The organism is Caballeronia zhejiangensis (genome assembly GCF_022879815.1).
Classification (GTDB): Bacteria; Pseudomonadota; Gammaproteobacteria; order Burkholderiales; family Burkholderiaceae; genus Caballeronia; species Caballeronia zhejiangensis.
Window position 1 is genome coordinate 661,259 of the sequence record NZ_CP084284.1, and the last position, 24,440, is coordinate 685,698.

Genomic DNA, 24,440 nt, shown 5'->3' on the forward strand with positions numbered 1-24,440 from the left:
CTGGTCGTGTCGATGCTGACGGCGAACTTCACCGCGCAACTCGCGACGAATCCCGCCGATATCCACGAGGTCTGCACCTTCACCGTCGGCCCGAACGAAATGCCGATGCGTCTTTTCTGCGATGAACGCGTCAGCCGGCGTCCACGGCATCGCGCGCGGATGAGGGCGCCGGCACGCCGCCTGTGGCCATCCACAGCACTTCGGCGTCTTCGTCGCTCGTCGAAATCGCCGCGTGGCCGGTGCGGCTGTCGAAGTAGATGCTGTCGCCGGCATGCAGATGCGTCGGTGCGTAGAGTTCGGAATAGAGGCACACGCTGCCGCTGATCACGTAAAGAAACTCCTCGCCTTCGTGACGGCCCCAGTCGTCGAACGCATCGAGCGTGTGCGCCGAAATGCGGATGCGAAACGGCAGCATCGCCTTGTGCGCGAGTTCGGTGGCGAGCAATTCCATCTGATAGCCGCGATACGCGTGGCGCTGTCCTTCGTTGCGGCGCGTGAGCGCGCGCCGGCCGCTCGCATTCGGCGCGGGCGCGGTGCCGAAGAGTTCGGCGAGATCGATCTGCAGGCCGCGCACGATTTTCTGAAGCACGTCGAAGGTCGGCGACATCAGCCCGTTCTCGATTTTCGACAGCGCCGACCGCGACACGCCGCACATGCGGCTTGCGGTTTCGAGCGTCAGGTCGTGCGCGAGCCGCGCGCGTTTCACGCGGGCACCGAGATCGGACGCGGATTGTTCGGGCGAATTCTTGGTGCCGGGGCTGGACATGGGAACGTGTGGGAGCGCTTTGTTTCCGATAATAACATCGCGCAAAACGGCGGCGAACGGCCCGCATCTGGTGACAACCCTAATATTGACGGCTGTTGTGAGCGCCATCGGCAGCGCGTATAGTCTCCTGACTTCCGAAAGTTTCTTATCAGAAACTTTTGCTCCGACGAACGAACCCGCTTCGCAAGGACTTTCATCGTGAATGCACAATCGATTCTTTCCGACCTCGGCATCGCGAGCCTCGTCACCGATGGCGATATCGCCGTCACTTCCCCGATCACGGGCGAAGTCATCGGCCGCGTGAAGCAGAACACCACCGCCGACGTCGACGCCGCGCTCGCCGCCGCCCGCACCGCGTTCGCCTCGTGGCGCAACGTGCCCGCGCCGCGCCGCGGCGAACTCGTGCGCCTGCTCGGCAATCGGCTGCGCGAGAAGAAGGAGGCGCTAGGTAGGCTCGTGTCGCTCGAAGCGGGCAAGATTCTCCAGGAAGGCTTGGGCGAAGTTCAGGAAATGATCGACATCTGCGATTTCGCCGTCGGTCTCTCGCGCCAGTTGTACGGCCTGACGATCGCGTCGGAGCGGCCGGGTCATCGCATGGCGGAGACGTGGCATCCGTTCGGCGTGTGCACGATCATCTCGGCGTTCAATTTCCCGGTCGCGGTGTGGTCGTGGAACGCGGCGCTCGCCCTCGTGTGCGGCAACGCGGTCGTGTGGAAGCCATCGGAGAAAACGCCGCTCACCGCGCTCGCCGTCGACCGCATCCTGCGCGATGCCATCGATGAATTCGGCGCGGCGCCTGCGGGCCTCGCGTCGGTCGTCATCGGCGGGCGCGAGGTCGGCGCGGCGCTCGTCGCGGACAAGCGCTCGGACATCGTCAGCGCGACGGGCAGCACGGAAATGGGCCGCAAGGTCGGCGTCGCGGTCGCGGAACGCTTCGGCCGCTCGATCCTCGAACTCGGCGGCAACAACGCGGGCATCGTGTCGCAGACGGCCAATCGCGATCTCGCGCTGCGCGGCATCCTGTTCTCGGCGGTCGGCACGGCAGGGCAGCGCTGTACGTCGCTGCGGCGTCTTTTCGTGCACGAAAGCATCTACGACGAAACCGTCGCGCGTCTGAAAGATCTCTACGCCAAAGTGCCCGTCGGCAATCCGTTGGAGCAGGGCGTGCTGATGGGCCCGCTCATCGACGTGCAGGCGTTCGCGCGCATGCAGGACGCGCTCGAACAGGCGAAGGGCGAAGGCGGCAAGGTGACGGGCGGCGAGCGCGTGACCGTGAAGGGCCACGAAAACGGCTACTACGTGCGCCCGGCGCTGGTCGAAATGCCGTCGCAGACGGAGGTCGTGCTGAAGGAGACCTTCGCGCCGATTCTCTACGTGATGCGCTACACGGATTTCGACGAAGCCATCGCCGCGAACAACGCCGCCGCGCACGGATTGTCGTCGTGCGCGTTCACCACCGATCTGCGCGAGGCCGAGCGCTTTCTGTCCGCATCGGGCAGCGACTGCGGCATCGCGAACGTGAACATCGGGCCGAGCGGCGCGGAGATCGGCGGTGCATTCGGCGGCGAGAAGGAAACCGGCGGCGGCCGCGAATCGGGCTCGGATGCTTGGAAAGCCTACATGCGCCGCGCGACCAACACGATCAACTACTCGTCGGAATTGCCGCTCGCGCAGGGCATCGACTTCAATCTGAGCTGAGGCCAACGTGAGTTCGAGCGTTGTCATCGTAGGTGGCGGCGTGATCGGCAGCTCGGTCGCGTACTTTCTGCGCGCATCGGACCCGACCGTGCAAGTCACCGTGATCGAGCGCGACCCGACTTACGCGCGTTCGTCGTCGGCGCTGTCGGCGGCCTCGATCCGGCAGCAGTTCTCGACGCCGCTTTCGGTACGCATGTCGCTCTTCGGCATCGACTTCCTGCGTTCGATCGGCGAGCGGCTCGAAGTGAACGGCGAGCGTCCGTCGATCGATCTGCACGAAGGCGGTTATCTCTTTCTGGCGACGGCGGCGGGCGCGTCGACGCTGCGCCAAAACCACGCGTTGCAGCGAGCGCTCGGCGCGGACATCAGCCTGCTCGACGCCGCGCAACTGCGCGCGCGTTTTCCGTGGCTCAACACGGACGATCTCGCGGCGGGCGCGTTCGGCGAGAGCGGCGAAGGCTGGTTCGACGGCTACGGTCTCGTGCAGGCGCTGCGTCGCAAGGCGCAGGCGCTCGGCGCGCGTTACGTGACCACGGAAGTCGTCGGCATCGAACGCGAAGGCCGGCGTGCGAACGCCGTGCGCGCGGCCAACGGCGAAACGTATCCATGCGATGTCGTCGTGAACGCGGCGGGCGCGTGGTCGCGTCCGGTCGCGGCGATGCTCGGCATCGACATTCCGGTGTTCGCGCGTCGGCGCAGCATCTTCAATGTGTCGTCGCCGGCGACGCTCGAGCGCGCGCCGTTGCTGATCGATCCCACGGGCGTCTATTTCCGTCCTGAAGGGCGCACGTATATTTGCGGCACGTCGCCCTCGGCGGACAACGATCCCGACGACCTGCCGCTCGACGAAGTCGATCACGCGCTCTTCGACGACGTGATCTGGCCGACGCTCGCGCATCGCGTGCCGGCGTTCGAGGCGCTGCGCGTCGAGCGTTGCTGGTCCGGCTATTACGAATACAACGTGCTCGATCAGAACGCGATCATCGGCCATCATCCGGATGTCGATAATTGCATCTTCGCGAACGGGTTCAGCGGACACGGCCTGCAACAAGGCCCGGCAACAGGGCGCGGCGTCAGCGAACTGATTTTGCGCGGGCGTTACGAAACGCTCGATTTATCGCCGCTCGACTGGACTCGCGTGCTGGAAGGCCGGCCGATCGTCGAAAAGAATGTCGTATAACTGATAGAAGACTGCCAACGCCGCTTTCCATAATCGATGGTTCAAGTCTGCCCGGTCATGCACCGGGCATTTTTTTCGCTACGAAACAGACAGGCGGATTGGAACCGGTTCGGATTTGCGTTGCGAACGGGCATTCTTATCATCATCGTCAGGCTGGCGGGCTTCGTCCATTAATGAAATCCACTAGGGCCAGCCGCTTTCGATGAGTGCATTCTGAATCTGTCAAAACGCTTTTTTCGCGCTTCATAGATAGGAGACAAAACATGGAAGCCAATACGAGCGCGCATTTCTACGCCTGGATCGACGACGGCGAGCTGCCGCACGACACGAGCGTTCCGGTGTCGCATCGTTCGAGTCAGGTATCGGCCGAACCCGAATATATCGCAGAGATTTGCGGACGTTTCGGCAAGACCGATGACGAAAAAAACTCCTGCGTCATTCGCGGATATAACTGACGCCCTTTAATGCAGTGTGTTGCGTTCGTGAGACGCTTTGTCACGACGCATATTTACGCGCACAAAGATGCGCCATGCGATTCATGACGCACCTTCATGAAACGCATATAGCGAATTTTTGTGTGCGTTGCCAAACGGAACGCGGTCCGGTGAGTTTGTAAATCGGAACTGCGTAAATCGAACCCGCCGCGTGCGGGTTTTTCCATTCTGGATGTCCGGAAAACAGGTTCGTGCCGCCCGGCAGCGCCTGGCCGCCGATGGCACAATCGCCGCAACGCAGGCAATCAGGAGCAAAGGTGGCGAACCTGGATCTGGACAATCCGTTTCTCGAAGCGCTCGGCGCGACGCTCACGGAATGGCGCGCGGGCTACGCCGAATTCACGATGCCGATACACGCCGGGCATCTGAACCGGCAGCGCATCCTGCAAGGCGGCGCGATCGCCACGCTGCTCGACGCCGCTTGCGGCTACGCCGGTCTCTTTCCGACCGGCGCCGCGCCTGTGCACGGCTTCACTCTTTCGCTGACCGTGAACTATCTCGATCGCGGCATCGGCGACAAGGTCGTCGCAAAAGGCTTTCTCGAACGTCAGGGACGCTCCGTCTATTTTGCACGCGGCGAAGCGTGGGTCGACGATCGCGTGATGATCGCGAGCGCGCAAGGCACCTTCAAATACGCGCGCTGATGGCTACCCGCAATCTCCTTCGGCGTCTCGATCTCACGACGCTGCAACTCTTTCTCGCGGTGTTCGAGGAAGGCACGCTCACGCGCGCGGCGGAACGCGAGGCGATCGCGGTGTCGGCGGCGAGCAAGCGTCTGCTCGAACTGGAGCAGGCCGTCGGCGCCGCGCTGTTCGAACGCAAGGCGCGCGGCATGGCGCTGACGCCGGCGGGCGAAACGCTGCTTCATCACGCGCGGCGCGTGCTGCGCGATGTCGAGAACATCGGCATCGAACTCGCCGAACATGCGAGCGGCGTCCGCGGCTACGTGCGGATGATGGCGAATCTCTCGGCGATCGTCGAATTCCTGCCGGAAGACTTGCGCGCGTTTTCGTCCGTGCACGAGCAGATCAAGATCGATCTCGAGGAGCGCCCGAGCGGCGGCATCGTGGAAGGCGTCGCGGACAGTCTCGTCGACCTGGGCATCTGTTCCGGCGACGCCGACACGCGCGGCCTCGAAACCGCGCATTACCGGCACGACCGGCTCGCGCTCGTCATGCCCGGCGATCATCCGCTGGCGAAGCGCGCGAGCATCGCATTCGCGCAGACGCTCGACTTCGATCACATCGGGCTGCATTCGGCGAGTTCCATCAACCAGCGCACGCATCTCGCGGCGCGTCAGGCGGGGCGCGCACTGCGGTTGCGCATCCACGTTCCCGGTTTCGACGCCGTGTGCCGCATGGTGCAGGCGGGCATGGGCGTCGGCGTGCTGCCGATGCAGGTGTTCGAAGCGATGGGTCGTCAGCTCGGACTCGCGGCCGTCGCGCTCGACGACGACTGGGCAGCGCGCAGCCTCGTGATCGTCGTGCGCGATTCGGATGCGCTATCGCCCGTGAGCCGGCTGCTGTTCGATCATCTGCGGACCGTCGAAGCAGGCATTTAGCATTCAAAAAACCGGCGAGCGTTCGCGTTTGACGAACGATGCTTGCCGAAATGCGGTTGGACGTCCCCGAGCGTTCGCCAATAAGCTTGTCTCCATCGAAAAGCACATCATCAGGAGACAGCAGCATGAGCGGACCTCTCCAGGGCATTCGCGTCATCGAAATCGGCACGCTGATCGCCGCGCCGTTCGCGGCGCGCATGCTGGCCGAATTCGGCGCGGAAGTCATCAAGATCGAAGCGCCGAATACCGGCGATCCCCTGCGCAAATGGCGCAAGCTGCACGAGGGCACTTCGCTCTGGTGGTATCTGCAATCGCGCAACAAGAAGTCGGTGTGCGTGAATCTCAAGTCGCCCGAAGGCGCGGACGTGATCAAGCGTCTCGCCGCCGATGCCGACATCGTCATCGAAAACATGCGGCCCGGCTCGCTCGAAAAACTCGGTCTCGGCTGGGACGTTTTGCATGCAATAAACCCGAAGCTCACGATGGTCCGCATCTCCGGCTACGGCCAGACGGGTCCGTACCGCGACCGGCCCGGCTTCGGCGCGATCGGCGAGGCGATGGGCGGCATCCGTTACACGACGGGCGACGCAGAAGGGCTGCCGGCGCGCGTCGGCGTGAGTCTCGGCGATTCGCTCGCTTCGCTGCACGGCGTGATCGGCGCGCTGATGTCGGTGCTGCGCGTGAAGACCGGCAAGGGCGACGGCCAGGTGGTCGATGTCTCGCTCGTCGAAAGCGTGTTCAATCTGATGGAAAGCCTCGTACCCGAATACGATCTGCTCGGCCATGTGCGCGAGCGCAGCGGCGGGGCGCTGCCGGGCATTGCGCCGTCGAACACGTATCGCACGGAGGATGGCGGCTTCGTGGTGATCGCGGGCAACAGCGACCCGATCTACAGGCGGCTCATGAACGTGATCGGCCGTCCCGATCTCGCGGACGATCCCGCGCTTGCCCGCAACGACGGCCGCGTGCGTCACAGCGCAATGCTCGACGAAGCGATCACCGCGTGGACCTCGCATCACTCGATGGACGATGTCCTGGCGACGCTCGAACGCGAGGAAGTGCCGTCGGGTCGCATCTACTCCGTCGCGGACATCGTCAACGACACGCATTACCAAGCGCGCGACATGCTGCTGAAGGCAGAACTGCCGGGCGGCGCATCGGTGAAGATGCCGGGCATCGTGCCGAAGCTCTCCGATACGCCGGGCGAAGTGCACTGGCAAGGCCCGGCGCTCGGCGAGCATACGCAATCGGTGCTCGAATCGCTCGGCTTCGCCGCGGATGAAGTGGAACGGTTGCGTGCCGAAGGAGCGGTGCAATGAATTACGAATACAAAGAACCGTTGGTCGTGCAGGAGGTCGCGCCGCGCGACGGTCTGCAGATCGAAAAGCAGTGGGTCGAGACCGAAGACAAGATCGCGCTGATCGACGCATTGTCGGCGTGCGGCTTCTCCCGCATCGAGGCGGGCTCGTTCGTGTCGCCGAAAGCGATTCCCGCGCTGCGCGATGGCGACGCGGTCTTCAACGGCATCCGGCGCGGGCGAGGCGTGATCTACGTCGCGCTCGTGCCGAACGTGAAGGGCGCCGAGCGCGCGCTCGCCGCGGGCGCCGATGAACTGAACCTCGTGATGTCCGCGAGCGAGACGCACAATCGCGCGAACATGCGTATGAGTTGCGAGTCGTCGCTGGCCGGTTTCGGCAATGTCGTTCGGCTCGCCTCCGGCAAGGCTTCGCTGAACGCGACCGTCGCGACCGCGTTCGGCTGCCCGTTCGAGGGGCGCATCGACGAAGAGCGCGTCGTGTCGATCGCGCGGACGTATCGCGAAATGGGCATCGACGGCATCACGCTCGCGGATACCACCGGCATGGCGAATCCGCGTCAGGTCGCGCGGCTGGTCGCACGCGTGCTCGAACACGTCCCCGCCGCCGATCTGACGCTGCACTTTCACAATACGCGCGGCCTCGGCCTCGCCAACGTCCTCGCTGCCTACGACACCGGCGCGCGCCGTTTCGACGCCGCGCTCGGCGGTCTCGGCGGCTGTCCGTTCGCGCCGGGCGCTTCGGGAAACATCTGCACCGAAGACCTCGTGAACATGTGCGATGAGATGAGCATTCCGACGGGCATCGATCTGCCAAGGCTGATTGCGCTGTCGCGCACGTTGCCCGCGCTCGTCGGACACGAAGTGTCGGGACAAGTCGCGAAGGCGGGACGCAATTGCGATCTGCATCCGGCGCCCGATTACGTGCAAGCGATCTAATTCAAAAGACCAAAACAACACTGGAGACAAAACATGAGCGATCTAAGCGTCCACGCGGCCGATGAGCCGCACATTGTCGGCAACACCTCGCACATCATCCGCAAGGTGGCATTGCGGCTCATGCCGCTCATCATGCTGTGCTATTTCTTCGCGTTTTTCGACCGCATCAATATCAGCTTCGCGAAGTTTCAGATGCAGAGTTCGCTCGGCCTGTCGGACACCGCATACGGTCTCGGCGCGAGTCTTTTCGTGATCGGCTATGTGCTCTTCGAAGTGCCGAGCAACATGCTGCTCTACAAGGTCGGCGCGCGCCGCTGGATCGCGCGCATCATGATTTCGTGGGGCATCGCGACCGCGCTCATGGTCTTCGTGCAGACGGAATGGCAGTTCTACGGACTGCGCTTCATCATCGGCGCGATGGAAGCGGGCTTCGCGCCGGGCGTGCTGTATTACCTGACGCTGTGGTTTCCGGCGAGCTATCGCGGGCGCATCACGTCGATGCTGTTTCTCGCGTCGGCCTTCTCGGGGCTTTTCGGTGCGCCGCTGTCGGGGCTCGTGCTCGGGCATCTGAATGGCGTCGCGGGCATCGCGGGATGGCACTGGCTGTTCCTGCTCGGCGGCCTGCCGTGCGTGCTGCTCGGCATTCTCGTGCTGAAGGTGCTGAAAGATCGCGTCGATGACGCCGCGTGGCTCACGAGCGACGAGAAGACGTATCTGAAGAGCCAGATCTCGACGCAAAGTCAGCATACCGACACCGGCCATTCGCTGTTCGGCGCGATCAGGACGCCCGGCTTCCTGATGCTCGGCCTGATCTACTTCCTGATTCAGATCGCGTCGTACGGTCTCAACTTCTGGGCGCCGCATCTGATCCGGGCGGCGGGCACGCAGAATCCGACGATCATCGGCTTGCTCACGGCCGTCCCATATATCTGCGGCGCGATCTGCATGGTCGTGGTCGGCCGCATGTCGGACCGGTCGGGCGAGCGCCGCAAGTTCGTCGCGACGCTGCTCGTGATGGCGGCTGCCGGCTTCTTCGCGGCGGGCATCTTCGACAAGCAGACGACGCTGCTCATCGCCGCGCTCGGCGTGATGGGCGCGGGTGTGATCGCCTCGATTCCGGCGTTCTGGGCGCTGCCGCCGAAGCTCTTGACCGGCGCGGGCGCGGCGGGCGGGATTGCGCTGATCAACACGCTGGGGCAACTGGGCGGCATCGTGAGCCCGGTGATGGTCGGCCGCATCCGCGACACGATGGGCAGCACGACGCCCGCGCTGTATGCGATCGGCGCGATGAGCGTGCTGTGCGCGCTGTTGCTGCTCTTCGGCTTGCCGCAGACGCTCAGGCAGAAGGATCATTCGGAGCGCAAAGCCTGACGCCAAGGCTTCTGCGAACGGGAAAGCGCCCGGCGGACTGCATGTCCTGTCCCCGGGCGCTTTTTGCATTTTGCATCTGGCGTTTTGCATTCATCAGGCCAGATGGCATCTTGCATGCCGCATTCAGTCTCGCATCAATCCTTCCACGTCCACTCGCGGATCTCGTCGCGATCGATGCCTTCCTCATGCGCGTACCGCACGCTCTCGATGATCTGGTTCTTGAGCCATTCCTTCGTATGCGCGCTGCTGCCCGCGATGCGCGGCACGCGGTCGATCACGTCGATCGCGAGCGTATAGCGATCCACGCCGTTGATGATCGCGAGTTCGAACGGCGTGTTGATGTTGCCGCGCTCGCGATAGCCGTGAACGTGCATGTTCGCGTGATTCGTGCGGTTGTACGTGAGCTTGTGCACGAGCGACGCGTACGAGTGGAAGTTGAAGATCACGGGTTTGTCGCGCGTGAAGATCGAATCGAAATCGCGATGCGACAAGCCGTGCGGATGCTCGGTGTCCGGCAGCAGCCTGAAGAGATCGACGACGTTGACGAAGCGGATCTTCAGATCGGTGCAATGCGCCTTCAGGATTTCGACGGCGGCGAGCGCTTCCATCGTCGCGATATCGCCCGCGCACGCGATCACGACATCCGGCTCCGCGCCCTGATCCGTCGACGCCCAGTCCCAGATGCCGATGCCCTTCGCGCAATGCACGATGGCGTCCTGCATGTTCAGATATTGCAGATGCGGCTGCTTGTCCGCGACGATCACATTCACGTAGTCGTGCGTGCGCAGACAGTGATCCGCGACGCTCAACAGGCAGTTCGCATCGGGCGGCAGATAGATACGCACGACGTTCGGGCTCTTGTTCGTGACGACATCGAGAAAGCCGGGATCCTGATGCGTGAAGCCGTTGTGATCCTGCCGCCACACGAGCGACGTGATGAGCAGGTTGATCGACGGCACCGGCGCGCGCCAGCCGACTTCGGTTTTTGCTTTTTCGAGCCACTTCGCGTGTTGGTTGAACATCGAATCGATGACGTGCACGAACGCTTCGTAGGTCGCGAAAAGACCGTGACGCCCGGTGAGCACGTAACCTTCGAACCAGCCTTCGAGCGTGTGCTCCGACAGCATCTCCATGACGCGTCCGTCGACGGACAGCGCGCCGCCGTCTTCGTCTTCGGGCAGCGTCTGTGCGATCCAGCGCTTGCCCGATACTTCGTACACGCCGTCGAGCTTGTTGCTCGCGGTCTCGTCCGGGCCAAAGAGACGGAAGCTCGTCATGTTGCGGCGGATCACTTCGCGCAGGAACGTGGCGAGCACGGCCGTCGGCGACGTGTAGACGCTTGCGGCGCGTTTGAACTCGAACGCGTAGTCGCGGATATCGGGCATGTCGAGCGATTGCCGCAGCGCGCCGCCGTTCGCGTGCGGATTCGCGCTGATGCGGCGCGTGCCTTCGGGCGCGAGCGCGCGCAGCGGTTCGATCAGACGGCCGTCTTCATCGAACAGTTCCTCGGGCTTGTAGCTGCGCAGCCACGCTTCCAGTTGCGCGAGACTGCGGGGATTGCTTACGGCATCCGCGATCGGCACCTGATGCGAGCGCCAGTAATCCTCGACCTTCCGGCCGTCGACTTCCTTCGGTCCGGTCCAGCCTTTGGGCGTGCGCAACACGATCATCGGCCAGCGCGGGCGCGTCACGTTCTCAGGATTGGCGCGCGCGTTCGCCTGAATCGCGCGGATATCGGCGATGCAGCGTTCCAAGGTCGCGGCCATGCGCTGATGCATCGTTTCCGGATCGTCGCCTTCGACGAAATGCGGCGCGTAGCCGTAGCCCCTGAACAGGTCTTCGAGCTCGTCGTGCGGAATGCGCGCGAGGATCGTCGGATTGGCGATCTTGTAGCCGTTCAGGTGGAGAATCGGCAGCACGGCGCCGTCGGTCGCGGGATTGAGAAACTTGTTCGAATGCCACGATGTGGCGAGCGGGCCGGTTTCCGCTTCGCCGTCGCCCACGACCGCCGCGACGATCAGATCGGGATTGTCGAACGCCGCGCCGAACGAATGCGACAGGCTGTAACCGAGCTCGCCGCCTTCGTGAATCGATCCCGGCGTTTCCGGCGTGCAATGCGAGCCGATGCCGCCCGGCGACGAAAACGCGCGAAAGAGCTTGAGCATGCCGCGCTCGTCGAAACTGCGATCGGGGTAAATCTCCGAGTAATGGCCTTCGAGCCACGAGTTCGCGAGCGTCGCGGGCGCGCCATGGCCGGGACCGGAGACGAACAGGACGTTCAGATCATCGCGCTTGATGAGCCGGTTCAGATGCACCCAGACGAACGACTGGCCGGGATCGGAGCCCCAGTGTCCGAGCAGACGCCGCTTGATGTGTTCGCGCTCGAGCGGCTCGCGCAGCAGCGGATTCGCCCGCAGGTAAATCATGCCGACCGAAAGATAATTGCAGGCCCGCCAGTAGGCGTCGATCTTCGCGAGAAGATCGGGATCGAGAGGCGTCTCGAGGGCGGTCGTGCGAGTGACGTCGTCGTTCAATTGGTTCTCCTGATGAGTGAGAGGATTGGTCGAGCGTCGTGCGTGCGGCTTGCGCAGATCGAATCCTGCGCGCTGGTTAATGATCGGCTGTGATTGTGGCGGTTTGGTTGCAGGGCACGCGCGGCGCCGTCCGGTACATCTTACCGGCGGCGCGGCAACGATGGTGGCGAGCGCGTCATTCCATCGCGGCGTGGCGGAGGTCGTAGTCCATGATAAGCGCGCGGTTATCTTCCCACATGCCGATGTAATGAACCATGAAGCTGTCCGGGCGGCGATAGACCCAGGGCGTGTTCAGTTCGATGAAATCGTAAATGCGCGTCGCATCGAAGTCCGGCAGCGAGTGGAAGACATCGATGAAGTAATACTGATCGCCCTGGTTCGCATAGATGTGGGATCTGTCGTCCAGGTTCCGGCACCTTTCGATCACACGCGCGAGAGCGTCGTAGTTCTGCTGATTGCGCTGAAAGCCCATGATGCCGGAGTTGAACGCCCACGTTCCGATATCGCGTGCCAACACGGTGTCGCGTTCGCGCGTGAGCGGTTCGAGACGGCGGTTCATGTCGTTGATGAGCACATCGGCATCGAGCCAGAACACCCATTGATGATGCGGCAAGTACGCGTGCAGCAACGCGGCCTTGTGCCAGTTCGCCGACGTCTTTCCGTCGTTCAATCGCGGCGGAACATCGCGATGCACGTAAAGCGTGTAACCGTGGCGTTTGCAATATTGCCTGATGTTGGCCTCGGCGATGCGCCCGTACTGCGCGATATTCGGCGTATAGAGCATGACGATCGCGATCGCGTGGTTCGGTTGATAGACGCTTTGCGTTTCGGTTTCATGCACGCCCGGATTGGCGAGCGAGAGAAACGGCGTTGCGCGCGTCCTGCATTCGTTGATGTGTTCAAACGCTGCCGCACGAAGCCGCCGATGATGTTTCTCGTCGCGAAAGCAGGTGGAGAAGCTGTTCCACGTCGCCCAGACGCATTCGAGATTGACCGCGGCCGGAAGCACAACGTACACGTCGCCGACGCGGAACTGTTGCGGGCAAATCGTGAAGTCATGCAGCATTTCGCCTTCGTTTTCCGGCAACGCGACGCCGAGCCGGCAGCGGCCGACGAGATCCGCGAGCTTGCGGCGCACCGGTTCCGTATTGCGGAAGATGAGGATATCCGTCTGCGGGATATGGCCTTCGGCGCAAGTCAGGAGCCAGTCGCGCCCGGCCATGAGATCGGGCAATGCGACGGGCCGCAGTATCGCGGCGTTCTCGCTCAGCAGCATGAGGATTTCGTTCGGCGCGGCGCGGCTCAAATGACGCAGCAACGCTTCGTACTTGTAGACCCATTGCAGGTGCTTGTTGCTTCCCGACAAATCGGACAAGTCGATCTCGATGTGGCGATAGCCGAATTCCCGTGCGTAGTGGCGATGGTTGGCGAGCGCGCCGGGCGCGTGGTCGGACAGAAGGCTTAGGACGATCATGAGAGGCGGAAAGCGTTTGAACGGATTGCTTGGGCGAACCGCCTAGCATCGCTGTAAAGCGTTCCGGGTCGCATGGGAACTGTCCGAAAAGCGCCAGTAATACGCCGTTTCTCAAGCGCCCATAGAATGTCCGAATGATCCGAAAATCCGCTTCCATCGCCGACGCGCTGCACGGCTTTCATCCCGCCGTCGCCGCGTGGTTCGGCGCCCGCTTTCCCGCGCCGACCGCGGCGCAGGCGCGCGCGTGGCCGCTCGTCCACGCGCGCCGCTCGACGCTCGTCGCCGCGCCGACCGGCTCCGGCAAGACGCTTACCGCGTTTCTCGCCGCCATCGACGAACTGGTGCGTGACGGCGTCGCGCGCGGCGGGACGCTGCCGGACGAGACGCGCGTCGTATACGTGTCGCCGCTGAAGGCGCTGTCGAACGACATCCACGTCAATCTGGAGGAGCCGCTCGCGGGCATCGCGCAGACCTTGCGCGAATCCGGCGTGGCGGCGCCCGAGATTCGCGCGGCCGTCCGTACCGGCGACACGACGCAGCAAGAGCGCAACGCCGTCAGGAAGCGCCCGCCGCATATCCTCGTTACGACGCCGGAATCGCTCTACGTGCTGCTGTCGTCCGATTCCGGCCGCGCGATGCTTTCGACCACGCGCACGGTGATCGTCGATGAGATTCATGCGGTCGCGGGCAGCAAGCGCGGTTCGCACCTGAGCCTGTCGCTCGCGCGCCTCGACGCGCTGTGCGAGGAAGCGGGCGGGCAGCGGCCCGTGCGCGTCGGCTTGTCGGCGACGCAAAAGCCGATCGAACTCGTCGCGAAGTTTCTCGTCGGTGATAACCAGCCCTGCGAGATCGTCGATGTCGGACATGTTCGAGCGCGCGATCTCGCGCTCGACCTCCCGCCGATGCCGCTCGAAGCGATCATGTCCAACGACATGTGGGAGCGCGTCTACGACCGTCTCGCGGAGCTTGCCGGGCTGCATCGGACGACGCTCGTCTTCGTCAACACGCGGCGCATGGCCGAGCGCGCGGCACGGCATCTGACCGAGCGCCTCGGCAAGGAAGCCGTCGCCGCACATCACGGCAGTCTTGCGCGCGAGCATCGGCTGGACGCGGAGCAGCGTCTGAAGCGCGGCGAACTGCGCGTGCTGATCGCGACGGCGTCGTTGGAACTGGGCATCGATATCGGCGATGTCGATCTCGTCTGCCAGATCGGCTCGCCCGGCTCGATCGGCGCATTCTTGCAGCGTGTCGGGCGCTCCGGGCATCACGTCGGCGGCGTGCCGAAAGGACGGCTTTTCCCGACCTCGCGCGACGATCTGATCGAATGCGCGGCGCTCCTCGATTGCGTGCGGCGCGGCGAACTCGATGCCCTGACGATCCCGCACGCGCCGCTCGACGTGCTCGCGCAGCAGATCACCGCCGAAGTCGCGTGCCGCGAGTGGGGCGAGGACGCACTGTTCGAGCGCATCACGCGCGCGTATCCGTACGCGACGCTCGATCGCGCGCATTACGAGGCCGTGCTGCGCACGCTCGCGGAAGGCTATACCGGACGGCAGGGCGTGCGGGCGGCGTACGTGCATCGCGATGCGGTCTCGCGCACGCTGCGCGGCCGTCGCGGCGGCAAGCTGACGGCCGTGACCTCGGGCGGCGCGATACCGGACAACGCCGATTTCGCCGTGATCCTCGAACCGCAAGGCTTGCAGATCGGCACGGTGAACGAGGATTTCGCCGTCGAGAGTCTCGCGGGCGACATCTTTCAGCTCGGCAATACGTCGTACCGGATCGTGCGCGTGGAAGGCGGGCGCGTGCGCGTCGAAAACGCGAACGGCCAGCCGCCGAACATCCCGTTTTGGCTCGGCGAAGCGCCGGGCCGCAGCGACGAGCTTTCTCATGCGATTTCGCGTCTGCGCGCCGATGTCGACGCATGGCTCGATAGCGGCGTCGAAGCGACGGTCGCGCGGCTTGCACAAGAAAGTGGCATCGACATCGAAGCCGCGCGGCAGATCGTCGATTATCTGGCGCGTTCGCGCGCCGCGCTGACCGTGCTGCCGACGCAGGACACGCTCGTCATGGAGCGCTTCTTCGACGAATCCGGCGGCACGCAGCTCGTCATCCACGCGCCGTTCGGCAGCCGCGTGAATCGTGCGTGGGGACTCGCGCTGAGAAAGCGCTTCTGCCGCACGTTCAACTTCGAGCTGCAGGCGGCCGCGACCGAGGACGCGATCGTGCTGTCGCTGACGGGCAGCCACAGCTTTGCGCTCGATGACGTCTGGCGCTATCTGAAATCGGCGACTGCGGAGCACGTGCTGATCCAGGCGCTGCTCGACGCGCCGCTCTTTGGCGTGCGCTGGCGCTGGAACGCGACCAACTCGCTTGCGCTGCCGCGCTATACCGGCGGGCGCAAGGTCGCGCCGCAGTTGCAGCGCATGAAAAGCGAGGATCTGCTCGCGGCGGTGTTCCCGGATCAGGTCGCGTGCGCGGAAAACATCGCGGGCGAGCGCGACGTGCCGACGCATCCGCTCGTCGAGCAGACGATCGACGATTGCCTCCACGACGCGATGGATGCCGACGCGTGGCTCGCGCTCCTGCGGCGCATCGAAGCAGGCGATGTGCGGCTCGTCACGCGCGAATTGCCCGCGCCGTCGCCGCTCGCGGCCGAGATTCTGTCGGCGCGGCCGTATGCGTTTCTCGACGATGCGCCGCTCGAGGAACGCCGCACGCAGGCCGTGCTCGCGCGCCGATGGAGCGATCCGCAATCGGCGGACGATCTCGGCGCGCTCGATCCCGACGCCATCGCGAGCGTGCGCGACGAAGCCTGGCCCGAAGTCACGAGCGCCGATGAAATGCACGAGGCGCTTTCGACGCTCGCCTGCATCGCCGAATCCGAAGCGCAACGCGACCCGCAATGGATCGCGTGGCTGGATGCGCTCGCGCGCTCCGGCCGAGCGACGCGTCTGCAGATCGCGGAGCACGACGCGCTGTGGACGCCCGTCGAACGTCTCGCGTGTGTGCGCGCCGTCTACGAGCATGCGCCGATGCATCCGTCGCTGCAGCCGCCGCCCGGTTTCGACGATGCGTGGACAACCGACGACGCGCTCGTCGAAATCGTGCGCGCGCGTCTGTCGGGATTCGGGCCGCTGACGGTGCCGGAGATCGCCCGTCCGCTCGCGCTGCCCGCGTCGGCGATCGCGCTCGCCCTGACGCGGCTCGAAGCGCAGGGCTACGTGATGCGCGGACGGTTCGCGCCGGGCGCGCAGGTCGAAGAGTGGTGCGAGCGGCATTTGCTCGCGCGGATTCATCGCTATACGGTGCGGCGGCTGCGTCGCGAGATCGAGCCGGTCGAGCGGCAGGATTTCATGCGCTTTCTGCTCGAATGGCAGCGCGTCGCGCCCGATTCGCGCGGCGAGGGCCGCGACGCGCTCGGCGCCGTGCTCGAACAGCTCGAAGGTTTCGAGGCGCCCGCCGTCGCGTGGGAGGAAGAAATACTGCCGGCGCGCATCGCCGATTATTCGGGCATGTGGCTCGACGATCTGTGCCGCGCGGGCAAGCTCGTGTGGACGCGTCCGGCAGGACGCTCGCGCGCATCGGGCGGTCCGGTGCGCGGCACGCCGATCGTGCTGCTGCCGCGCCGTCACCTCGATGCATGGAACGCGCTCATGCGTCCCGACGAAGCGCCGCAACTGTCATCGCGCGCCGAACGCGTGTTCGACGCGCTCAAAGCGCACGGCGCGATGTTCTTCGACGAACTGCTCTCCGACGTGCGCCTTCTGCGCACCGAACTCGAAGACGCGCTCGGCGAACTGGTCGCGCTCGGACTCGTCAATGCCGACAGTTTCGCGGGCCTGCGCGCGCTGCTCGCTCCGGCGGCGAAGCGCAACGCGTTCGCGCGGCGTCCGAGGCGCGGTGGCCTCTTCATCGGCGGAATGGACGACGCGGGCCGCTGGGCGCTCCTGCGCCGCGCGAAACCGGACGACGCGCGCGAAGACGGCGATCTCGAACACATCGCGCTGACGCTTTTGCGGCGCTACGGTGTCGTGTTCTGGCGTCTTCTGGAGCGCGAGGCGCAATGGCTGCCGCCGTGGCGCGATCTGCTGCGCGTCTATCACCGGCTGGAAGCGCGCGGCGAGATTCGCGGCGGGCGCTTCGTCGCCGGGCTCGCGGGCGAGCAATTCGCGCTGCCCGAAGCCGTGCCGCTGCTGCGCGACATGCGCAAGCGGCCGAAGGACGGCGTGTTCGTGGCGCTGTCGGCGGTCGATCCGCTCAATCTCGTCGGCACCTTGCTGCCGGGAGAAAAGGTGCCGGCGCTCGCGGCCAATCGCGTGCTGTATCTCGACGGCGTGCCGGTCGGCGCGGTGGTCGCGGGCAAGACGCGCTATTTCGGCGATTTCGATGGAGAAGGGCGCGAGCGCATGCGTCTCGCGCTCGTCAAGCGCACGGCGCGTTCGCTCGGCAGTTCCATCGGCAGCGGAGTGACGGGCGCGAGCATGCCGACGCGCCATTGAAGCGGCGAAGGACGCGATCCCTCGCCGCTATCGACGTTATTTCTTCGAGACGAATCTCGTGGTGAACGGACCGGCCTGCGTAGCGGGCACGTCCTTCACCGGCACGCCCGGATAATCGACGACGCGATTCGTCGCCGATGCCGGCCGGATGCGAAACAATGGACGCACGCCATCGCGCGCGCCGCCGACGATCGTATGCATCGCCTGCCTGTCGAGTTCGACGCTGTCGGCGAGATCCCTGATTCTGATGACGGCCATGGATGCTTCCTCCAGAGTGGGGAGTCGCAATCGAGTATAGACAATCGTCTTCGATGTGCCGGAGCGACTCCGTGATCCGCAACACCGATCGCGCGTGAACGCCAATGGCGGCACAAGGCGCGTGCCTTCTGCCGCAAAGACGTTCGTGAAGATCAATGCGAATCGCGTGCCAACGCCGCGTGCGAGCTGCGTGAACTGTCCAGTGCGTTGATTTTTTTGTCCTTTTCGCCACGCGGCGAGTTCGTGCCAAGCGTATTTCGATGGCGTGACGCCAACACTCGTCATCGATGTGTCGGTCTCCGAACGACATGTGCGCGATGCCGCTCATGATCGAAAACGCCATTTGCGAAAGCTCCATGTGAAGGCTAGTATCGAACGATCACCGGGGTTTTGTTACGACAAGTAGTTGTCGATCGATTGGAGCCGCGTCGCGTCGCACAGATGACAAGTTTTGCGCAAGCGATTCGTACTTATCGGGGCGACGGCGGGTCGCGCGACGAGTTCTTTGCGGGAGTGGACGGCGCACTGGCGACCGAACAGACTCCGGCAAGGCGGCTCATGGAGATCCTCGACGAGGAGCACGCGGCGCGGCCGTTGCCCCCCGACATCTATGCGGCCATCCGCCGCCGCATCGAGCATGCGGCGCGCATGCGTCCCGAAGCCGATTCTCCCACCGGGCCCGCGAGCCGCGACGAGACGCGTCTGCAAACGTCGCCGGGTTTCGCGCCGCCGCCTTCGCGCGATCCGAGCGGCGGCACCGGGAGTCAGGCGACGCAAGTGATGGTCGATCACGATCAGCAGATGAAAGGCGTCGGCGACACGCTCAACAGCCGTTTCGTGCTGGAAGAATGTCTCGGCATCGGCGGAATGGGGACCGTGTACAAGGCGCTCGATCTGCGCAAGCTCGAAGCGTCGGACCGGCGGCCGTATGTCGCGATCAAGGTGCTCAATCTCCAGTTCCGCGGCAATCCGAAATCGCTGATCGCGTTGCAGCGCGAGGCGCGCAAGGCGCAGCAGCTCGCGCATCGGAATATCGTCACCGTGTACGACTTCGACCGCGACGGTCAGGTCGTCTATCTGACGATGGAATATCTGTCTGGCCAGCCCCTCTCGCGTCTGCTTCGGAACCCGAACTTCAAGGGCATGCCGTTCTCCGAGGTCTTTCCGATCTTCAAGGGCATGGCCAACGCGCTCGCCTACGCGCACGAACGCGGCTTCGTGCACTGCGATTTCAAACCGGCCAACGTGTTTCTCACGGACACGTCGGAAGTGAAGGTGATCGACTTCGGCATTTCGCGCGTGATCCAGCGGCCCGAGGAGGAAACCGAGGCGACCGTGTTCGATCCCGGCAGCCTCGGCGCGCTCACGCCCGCGTACGCGAGCCCGGAGATGCTGGAGCATCGCGAGCCCGATCCGCGCGACGACATTTACGCGCTCGGCTGCATCACCTACGAATTGCTGACGGGCAAGCATCCGTTCGATCGCGTGCCCGCGTTGCAGGCGAGAAGCGCGGGCATGAAGCCGCAGCGTCCCGAGCATCTCGGCAACAAGCAGTGGAAAGCGCTGAAGGCCGCGCTCGCATTCGAACGCGAAGCGAGGACGCCGAGCGTCACGCAATTTCTCGAAGATATCGCCGACGAAAATGCCGCGTCGCCCGCGGGCCGCAAGGGAAAAAAAGGCGGCGTGCCGAAGTTTGCGATCGGCGCGGCGGCGCTCGTGGCCCTGCTGGCGGCGGGCGCGGGATATTACTTCTACGATCAGTCGAGGGGCGGCGAGGAAGTTGCGCACGAAGCGCCGCCCGCGCCGGCAGAAGGCAGCGCCGCGGGCACGGTGACACCGCATTCGCCCGGCGCGCCCCCCGCTTCGGCGGCGGTGGCGGTCACGCCCGCCGTGCCCGCGACGCCCGTTCCCGAACTCACGATGGCCGCCGTCACGCCCGTGCTCGGGAGCGTGCCGTGCTCGGCGCTGGTGGCGTCGGTGCACGATCAGACCGTCGACGTGCAGGGCTTCGTATCGCAGAAATACGGTCTCGCGCGACTGAAGGAAGCGCTCGGCCGGGTGCCAGGCGTGAAGACGACGAACTTCGGCGTGCAGCCGGTCGCCGACGACAAATGCGATCTGCTCAAGGTGTACGGCCCGTTCTGGACGGCCAACCGCCAGTCGGGGCGACCGGCATCGGTGCACACGCGCTCGCGCGCGACGAGCCTTACCGAAGGCGACCCGCTCATCGTCGATCTGATGACGCCCGCGTTCGAGTCCTACGTCAACGTCGACTATTTCATGCTCGATGGCAGCGTCGTGCATCTGTTGCCGAACGCGCGCTCGCGCGACAACCAGGCGCCCGCGAACTACACGGCGACCATCGGCACAATGGGCGATTGGGTCGTCGGCAAGCCGTTCGGTTCGGAGATGATCGTGCTGACAGTCACGCCCGCGCCGCTCTTCGACTCGCCGCGCCCCGACAGCGAAGCGAAGTCCGAATATCTGCGCGCCGTCGACAAGCGGCTCTCGGCGCTCGCGGGCAAATACGGCCGCGAGCGCGTCGCCGTCGATATCTTCCAGATCACGACGCAAGCCAAAAAGTAGCGCCGGCTCAGGGTTTCGTGGCGGACGCCAGCACACAGGGCATCGGCACGAGCAGCTCGCCGTGCCGCGCGTACGCCGTCACGCGGGCGTGCACTTCCTGCGCGATTGCGGCAAGCGCGCTTTTCGATTGCGCGCGCAGCAGCGCCGCCATTCGCACGCCGCCGTGCATCAAGGCGTCGAGCGGCGTTTCGGGCAGCACGAGATGCCACGTTTGCTCGACTTCGACGGCGCGCGCGTCCGCAAAGCCGGCTTCGGTGAGCACGCGCACACATTCGTCGGGATCGCTGAAGCGAAAGAAGGGCGGCGAGGGCGGCAGTCCGACATCGAGCGTCCCATGCAGCCGGACCGCGTCGAGCACCATGCCGAAGCCGACCGCGCGTTCGGGTGCAGCCCACGCGGTGAACGCAATGCGTCCGCCCTGGCGGAGCACGCGCGCCGCTTCGTCGAGCGCGCGCTCGGGCTCGGGAAAATGCAGCATGCCGAAGTTGATGCCGACGGCGTCGAAGCTTTCGTCGCCGAACGGCAACTGCTCCGCGCCCGCGAGATGAAACTCGATCTCGGGATGAAACTGCCGCGCGTGCGCGATCATCGACGCGGAAAAATCGACGGCCGCCGCAGTCGCGCCACGCTCGATCGCCGCCGCGGCGAGATTGCCCGGCCCGGCGGCGACATCGAGCATGCGGATGCCCGGCGCGACCGAAAGCGCATCGAGCAGCGCGGGATGCGCCTGAACGGTCAGCCTTCCAAAATAGTCCTCGTACGACGGGACCACATGCTCCCAGCCGTCCTTCTCGAACGCTGCGAATTCGTCGAATTGCATGACGCACCTCCGCTCGCCGCACGCGCGGCTCGTCGTTGCCGGAGGCCGGGCCTCGTCAGGACCGCGCGAGGCTAGGTCTTGGGCTTCTCGATAGAAGCTTTGAGTTCGTTCAGGGCGTCTTCCATGCGTTTGCTGACGAGCGCATAGGCTTCGGCCTGAGTCTGCTGGGTCGTGCGCGCGATGTCCTGCATGTCCGCGAGCGCGTTGTGCAGCGCGCGTTGCACGACTTCGTTGGCGTTGAACGGCGGTTGCGTCGAGGTCGTGGCGAATTGTTTTGCGATGCCTTCGAGATCGCTCAAGGTCCGGCGCAGGATTTCGAGTTGTTTGTCGCGCAGCGCCTCCATGCCGCCGAACGCGACGCGATTGGTCGCCGCGAGCGCTTCGACGTCCTTGCGGCGCGATTCCATGATCGCGGTGACGTCAAACCCAGGAAGCTGGTACTGCTGGAACATGGCTGCAAACTGGCTGAACGGATCGCTGAAATTTTGGTTCATCGTGCCTCCCCAGGGTTTTGTCGGTCGAATGCGAGCCATTCTTGCGGGCAAAGGCGAGGATGGCCCGGGCAGCATGCGCCGTGTGCGCGAAGCCATGCCAACGCGCAGCCAGCACCTGATACTACCAATATAAGCCGTGGAAATGGGGCAAGGGAAAACACCAGAACGAGCGGTCGCCTCCCGAGCGCGCGCGGCGTTCGGTTGAGGTTGATGCAGGTCAATTCGTGCCGCGCCGAGCAAGCGACCATTGAATTATCGCGGCGCGGTATCGGTGCGCCCGACGGTCGGGAGAACATCATGATCAGGGGTGAAGGGCGCATCGTGGCGGCTTTGGGCGCGGTGTTCGTGACGCTGGGCGGCATCAATGCGGCGCTGCGCGGCCTGCTCTTCGACGAGACGTCGGTGATGTACTACGGCGTGCTCGCGATACTCATCGGGGCTGCGTCGTTCGTCGTGATGCTGACACCGTTCCCGAGCGACGAGCCCTGACGATTGAGCGCGTGCCGATCAGATTCTCTCCTCGTCGGCGAATACGCCGTGCTCCGCCTTGATCTGCTCGCGATCGATGCACTGGACGTGCCAGCGTCCGGTGCTCTTCATGCCCGCGCCGTCGGCATACCAGAGGACGCGTCCCGCGAGACCCTCGCATGGGCCATCCGGCGCGTCGACATCGAGGCGCTCCAGAACGCAGATGGGATCGCCCACTTGCTGGCCGCAAATCATCGTGCCGTTCGAACCTGTGCGCAAGCCGCCCCAGTCCGGCACATCGACGGACTGATGACCCTCGCGCGACCATCGGCGGGTTTCCTTGTCGAGCCACAGGATGGCGTAGGCCGCCGATTGAGCGCCTTCGAAGCCATCCAGCTTGACCGTGATACGCATGTCATCCTCCATGAAGCAAATTCGATGGACGAAGACGCTCGGCGCTTTCGCCGGCCATGAGCGTCCTCGGTTGAATGGCGGCTTGCGCCGCGCGTATTGTTGAGGCGTTGCGACCCGATCTTCTCAGACCGCGATGAGAGGTTCGAACTGGACGCCGCAGATAAGTTTAATCGCGCCGCATGTAATGGGTTCCATCGCCGATGCGTTCGTATGGCACGCTTCGGATCGCGAACTTGCCGCGCCGCAACAGCGATGATGTCCGAACCAAACAAGCAAGTCCGATGCCGAAATGTGTCGCCGACACATGTTCGCTTCGTGACTGCATGAGTCAAGTTTAGTACGACAATCTGACCGTTCAGCGACAGTCATCGGAGGCAAATCGCCGCACGCGCGAGCAACCGATGCGCGATGCGTGCGCCGCATCATCGCGTGATGTGGTGTAACCAGAATGCCCGTCGAGCGTGCATCGGTGCACCAAGGCGGCTTCGCGCGCCCCAGCGCATCGCGCGTGCGTGCCGTTCGTTTGCTGCTGCGACGGACAACACGCTGCGCTGCAATATCGATGGAGATGAATTCATGCGCGCAATGGTCTTCGACGGCAACGGTCCTTTCCTGCAGTTGCGCGATCTGCCCGATCCGGTGCCGCGCGCAGGTGAACTGCTCATCGACGTCCATGCGTGCGGCGTGTGCCGCACCGATCTCCATGTAGTCGATGGCGAGCTCGCGCATCCGAAGCGGCCCGTGATACCGGGCCACGAGATCGTGGGAACGGTCGCGCGGCTCGGCGCGGGCGTGACGAACTTCGCGCCCGGCGATCGCGTGGGCGTGCCGTGGCTGGGCCATACCTGCGGCCGTTGCCGCTACTGCATCGCCGGCCGCGAGAATCTCTGCGATGCGCCGGGTTTCACCGGCTATACGATCGACGGCGGTTACGCGCAACGCGTCGTCGCCGATGCGCGCTACTGCCTGCATCTGCCGCAACGGTATTCGGACGTGGAAGCCGCGCCGCTGCTTTGCGCGGGACTGATCGGCTATCGCACGCTCGCGGTGGCCGGCGACGCGCAGCGCATCGGCATCTATGGCTTCGGGGCGGCCGCGCATATCGTCGCGCAGGTGGCGAAGCATCAGGGGCGCGCGGTCTATGCGTTCACGCGTCCGGGCGATATCGCGGCGCAACGTCTCGCGCTCGCCCTGAAGGCGCATTGGGCGGGCGGCAGCGACGAGACGCCGCCCGATGAACTCGACGCCGCGCTGATCTTCGCGCCCGCCGGCGCGCTCGTGCCCGCGGCGCTCAAGGCGGTCGCGAAGGGCGGCGCCGTGGTGTGCGGCGGCATCCACATGAGCGACATTCCTTCGTTTCCGTATGCGCTGCTCTGGGGCGAGCGGCGCGTCATGTCGGTGGCGAATCTCACGCGCGAGGACGGCCGCGCGTTCATGGGGATCGCCGCGCAGTTTCATTTGGATCTGCACACGACACCTTATCCGCTCGACGAAGCGAACCGCGCACTCGCCGATCTGCGCGACGGCAAGCTGACGGGCGCGGCGGTGCTGACGGTCCGCGCGTGA

General features: G+C 64.7%; 19 protein-coding genes. 12 read left to right on the plus strand and 7 right to left on the minus strand.

All coding sequences use genetic code 11. The features are described 5' to 3' along the window. Positions 1–130: 130 nt before the first annotated feature. Positions 131–766 carry a helix-turn-helix domain-containing protein gene (locus LDZ23_RS17560; protein ID WP_008353462.1) on the minus strand — a complete coding sequence of 212 codons (636 nt, stop codon included), beginning with the start codon at positions 764–766 and terminating at the stop codon, positions 131–133. Between the two features lie 198 nt (positions 767–964). Here LDZ23_RS17560 and amaB point away from each other — a divergent pair, with 198 nt between their 5' ends. The 8 genes from amaB to LDZ23_RS17600 all read left to right on the plus strand — a co-directional run bounded on the left by amaB (position 965) and on the right by LDZ23_RS17600 (position 9,324). Continuing rightward, a complete protein-coding gene (amaB, locus tag LDZ23_RS17565) occupies positions 965–2,464 on the plus strand; it encodes an L-piperidine-6-carboxylate dehydrogenase (RefSeq protein WP_033536131.1) in 1,500 nt (499 codons plus the stop codon). 7 nt (positions 2,465–2,471) lie between these two features. Further along, entirely contained in the window at positions 2,472–3,644 is a 1,173-nt protein-coding gene (locus tag LDZ23_RS17570) for an NAD(P)/FAD-dependent oxidoreductase (protein ID WP_033536132.1), read from the plus strand. A gap of 263 nt (positions 3,645–3,907) precedes the next feature. Beyond that, positions 3,908–4,099: a hypothetical protein gene (locus tag LDZ23_RS17575; RefSeq protein ID WP_008353456.1), complete on the plus strand. Its 192-nt coding sequence runs from the start codon at positions 3,908–3,910 to the stop codon at positions 4,097–4,099. 296 nt (positions 4,100–4,395) lie between these two features. Then, entirely contained in the window at positions 4,396–4,782 is a 387-nt protein-coding gene (locus tag LDZ23_RS17580; RefSeq protein ID WP_008353455.1) for a PaaI family thioesterase, read from the plus strand. After that, the gene (locus tag LDZ23_RS17585; RefSeq protein WP_008353454.1) at positions 4,782–5,699 is read left to right on the plus strand and encodes a LysR family transcriptional regulator; all 918 of its coding nucleotides are present in this window, start codon (positions 4,782–4,784) and stop codon (positions 5,697–5,699) included. The genes LDZ23_RS17580 and LDZ23_RS17585 overlap by 1 nt, the downstream gene beginning before the upstream one ends. Before the next feature lie 125 nt (positions 5,700–5,824). Further along, positions 5,825–7,018 carry a CaiB/BaiF CoA transferase family protein gene (locus LDZ23_RS17590; RefSeq protein WP_244808202.1) on the plus strand — a complete coding sequence of 398 codons (1,194 nt, stop codon included), beginning with the start codon at positions 5,825–5,827 and terminating at the stop codon, positions 7,016–7,018. After that, positions 7,015–7,953 (plus strand): hydroxymethylglutaryl-CoA lyase, encoded by a 939-nt coding sequence (locus LDZ23_RS17595; RefSeq protein ID WP_008353452.1) that lies wholly within the window; start codon positions 7,015–7,017, stop codon positions 7,951–7,953. Before LDZ23_RS17590 ends, LDZ23_RS17595 begins: the two co-directional genes overlap by 4 nt. 33 nt (positions 7,954–7,986) lie before the next feature. After that, positions 7,987–9,324, plus strand: coding sequence for an MFS transporter (locus LDZ23_RS17600; RefSeq protein WP_008353451.1), 1,338 nt, complete (start codon positions 7,987–7,989; stop codon positions 9,322–9,324). A 134-nt stretch (positions 9,325–9,458) separates the two neighbouring features. Here the strand turns inward: LDZ23_RS17600 and LDZ23_RS17605 are convergent, their stop codons facing one another. Continuing rightward, a complete protein-coding gene (locus LDZ23_RS17605) occupies positions 9,459–11,858 on the minus strand; it encodes a phosphoketolase family protein (RefSeq protein WP_008353450.1) in 2,400 nt (799 codons plus the stop codon). A 175-nt stretch (positions 11,859–12,033) separates the two neighbouring features. Then, positions 12,034–13,332: a glycosyltransferase family protein gene (locus LDZ23_RS17610; RefSeq protein WP_008353448.1), complete on the minus strand. Its 1,299-nt coding sequence runs from the start codon at positions 13,330–13,332 to the stop codon at positions 12,034–12,036. 134 nt (positions 13,333–13,466) lie between these two features. Between LDZ23_RS17610 and LDZ23_RS17615 the strand changes: the two genes are divergently transcribed. After that, entirely contained in the window at positions 13,467–17,834 is a 4,368-nt protein-coding gene (locus LDZ23_RS17615) for a DEAD/DEAH box helicase (RefSeq protein ID WP_008353447.1), read from the plus strand. Positions 17,835–17,870: 36 nt separating this feature from the next. On the opposite strand, the gene LDZ23_RS17620 is transcribed toward LDZ23_RS17615, so the two are convergent. Next, positions 17,871–18,092: a hypothetical protein gene (locus LDZ23_RS17620; RefSeq protein WP_008353446.1), complete on the minus strand. Its 222-nt coding sequence runs from the start codon at positions 18,090–18,092 to the stop codon at positions 17,871–17,873. Positions 18,093–18,533: 441 nt separating this feature from the next. Between LDZ23_RS17620 and LDZ23_RS17625 the strand changes: the two genes are divergently transcribed. Next, positions 18,534–20,678 carry a serine/threonine-protein kinase gene (locus LDZ23_RS17625; protein WP_033536133.1) on the plus strand — a complete coding sequence of 715 codons (2,145 nt, stop codon included), beginning with the start codon at positions 18,534–18,536 and terminating at the stop codon, positions 20,676–20,678. A 7-nt stretch (positions 20,679–20,685) separates the two neighbouring features. On the opposite strand, the gene LDZ23_RS17630 is transcribed toward LDZ23_RS17625, so the two are convergent. Both LDZ23_RS17630 and phaP read right to left on the minus strand, forming a co-directional pair. Then, complete coding sequence (locus LDZ23_RS17630; protein WP_008353444.1) at positions 20,686–21,498, minus strand: class I SAM-dependent methyltransferase; 813 nt, start codon at positions 21,496–21,498, stop codon at positions 20,686–20,688. 71 nt (positions 21,499–21,569) lie between these two features. After that, a complete protein-coding gene (gene phaP / locus LDZ23_RS17635; RefSeq protein WP_008353443.1) occupies positions 21,570–21,992 on the minus strand; it encodes a phasin family protein in 423 nt (140 codons plus the stop codon). A gap of 297 nt (positions 21,993–22,289) precedes the next feature. Between phaP and LDZ23_RS17640 the strand changes: the two genes are divergently transcribed. Beyond that, on the plus strand, positions 22,290–22,481 hold the full coding sequence (locus tag LDZ23_RS17640) for a DUF2964 family protein (RefSeq protein ID WP_033536164.1): 192 nt from the start codon (positions 22,290–22,292) through the stop codon (positions 22,479–22,481). Between the two features lie 18 nt (positions 22,482–22,499). Here the strand turns inward: LDZ23_RS17640 and LDZ23_RS17645 are convergent, their stop codons facing one another. Next, positions 22,500–22,874, minus strand: coding sequence for a DUF3564 family protein (locus LDZ23_RS17645; protein WP_033536165.1), 375 nt, complete (start codon positions 22,872–22,874; stop codon positions 22,500–22,502). Positions 22,875–23,450: 576 nt separating this feature from the next. Between LDZ23_RS17645 and LDZ23_RS17650 the strand changes: the two genes are divergently transcribed. Next, entirely contained in the window at positions 23,451–24,440 is a 990-nt protein-coding gene (locus tag LDZ23_RS17650; protein WP_008353440.1) for a zinc-dependent alcohol dehydrogenase family protein, read from the plus strand.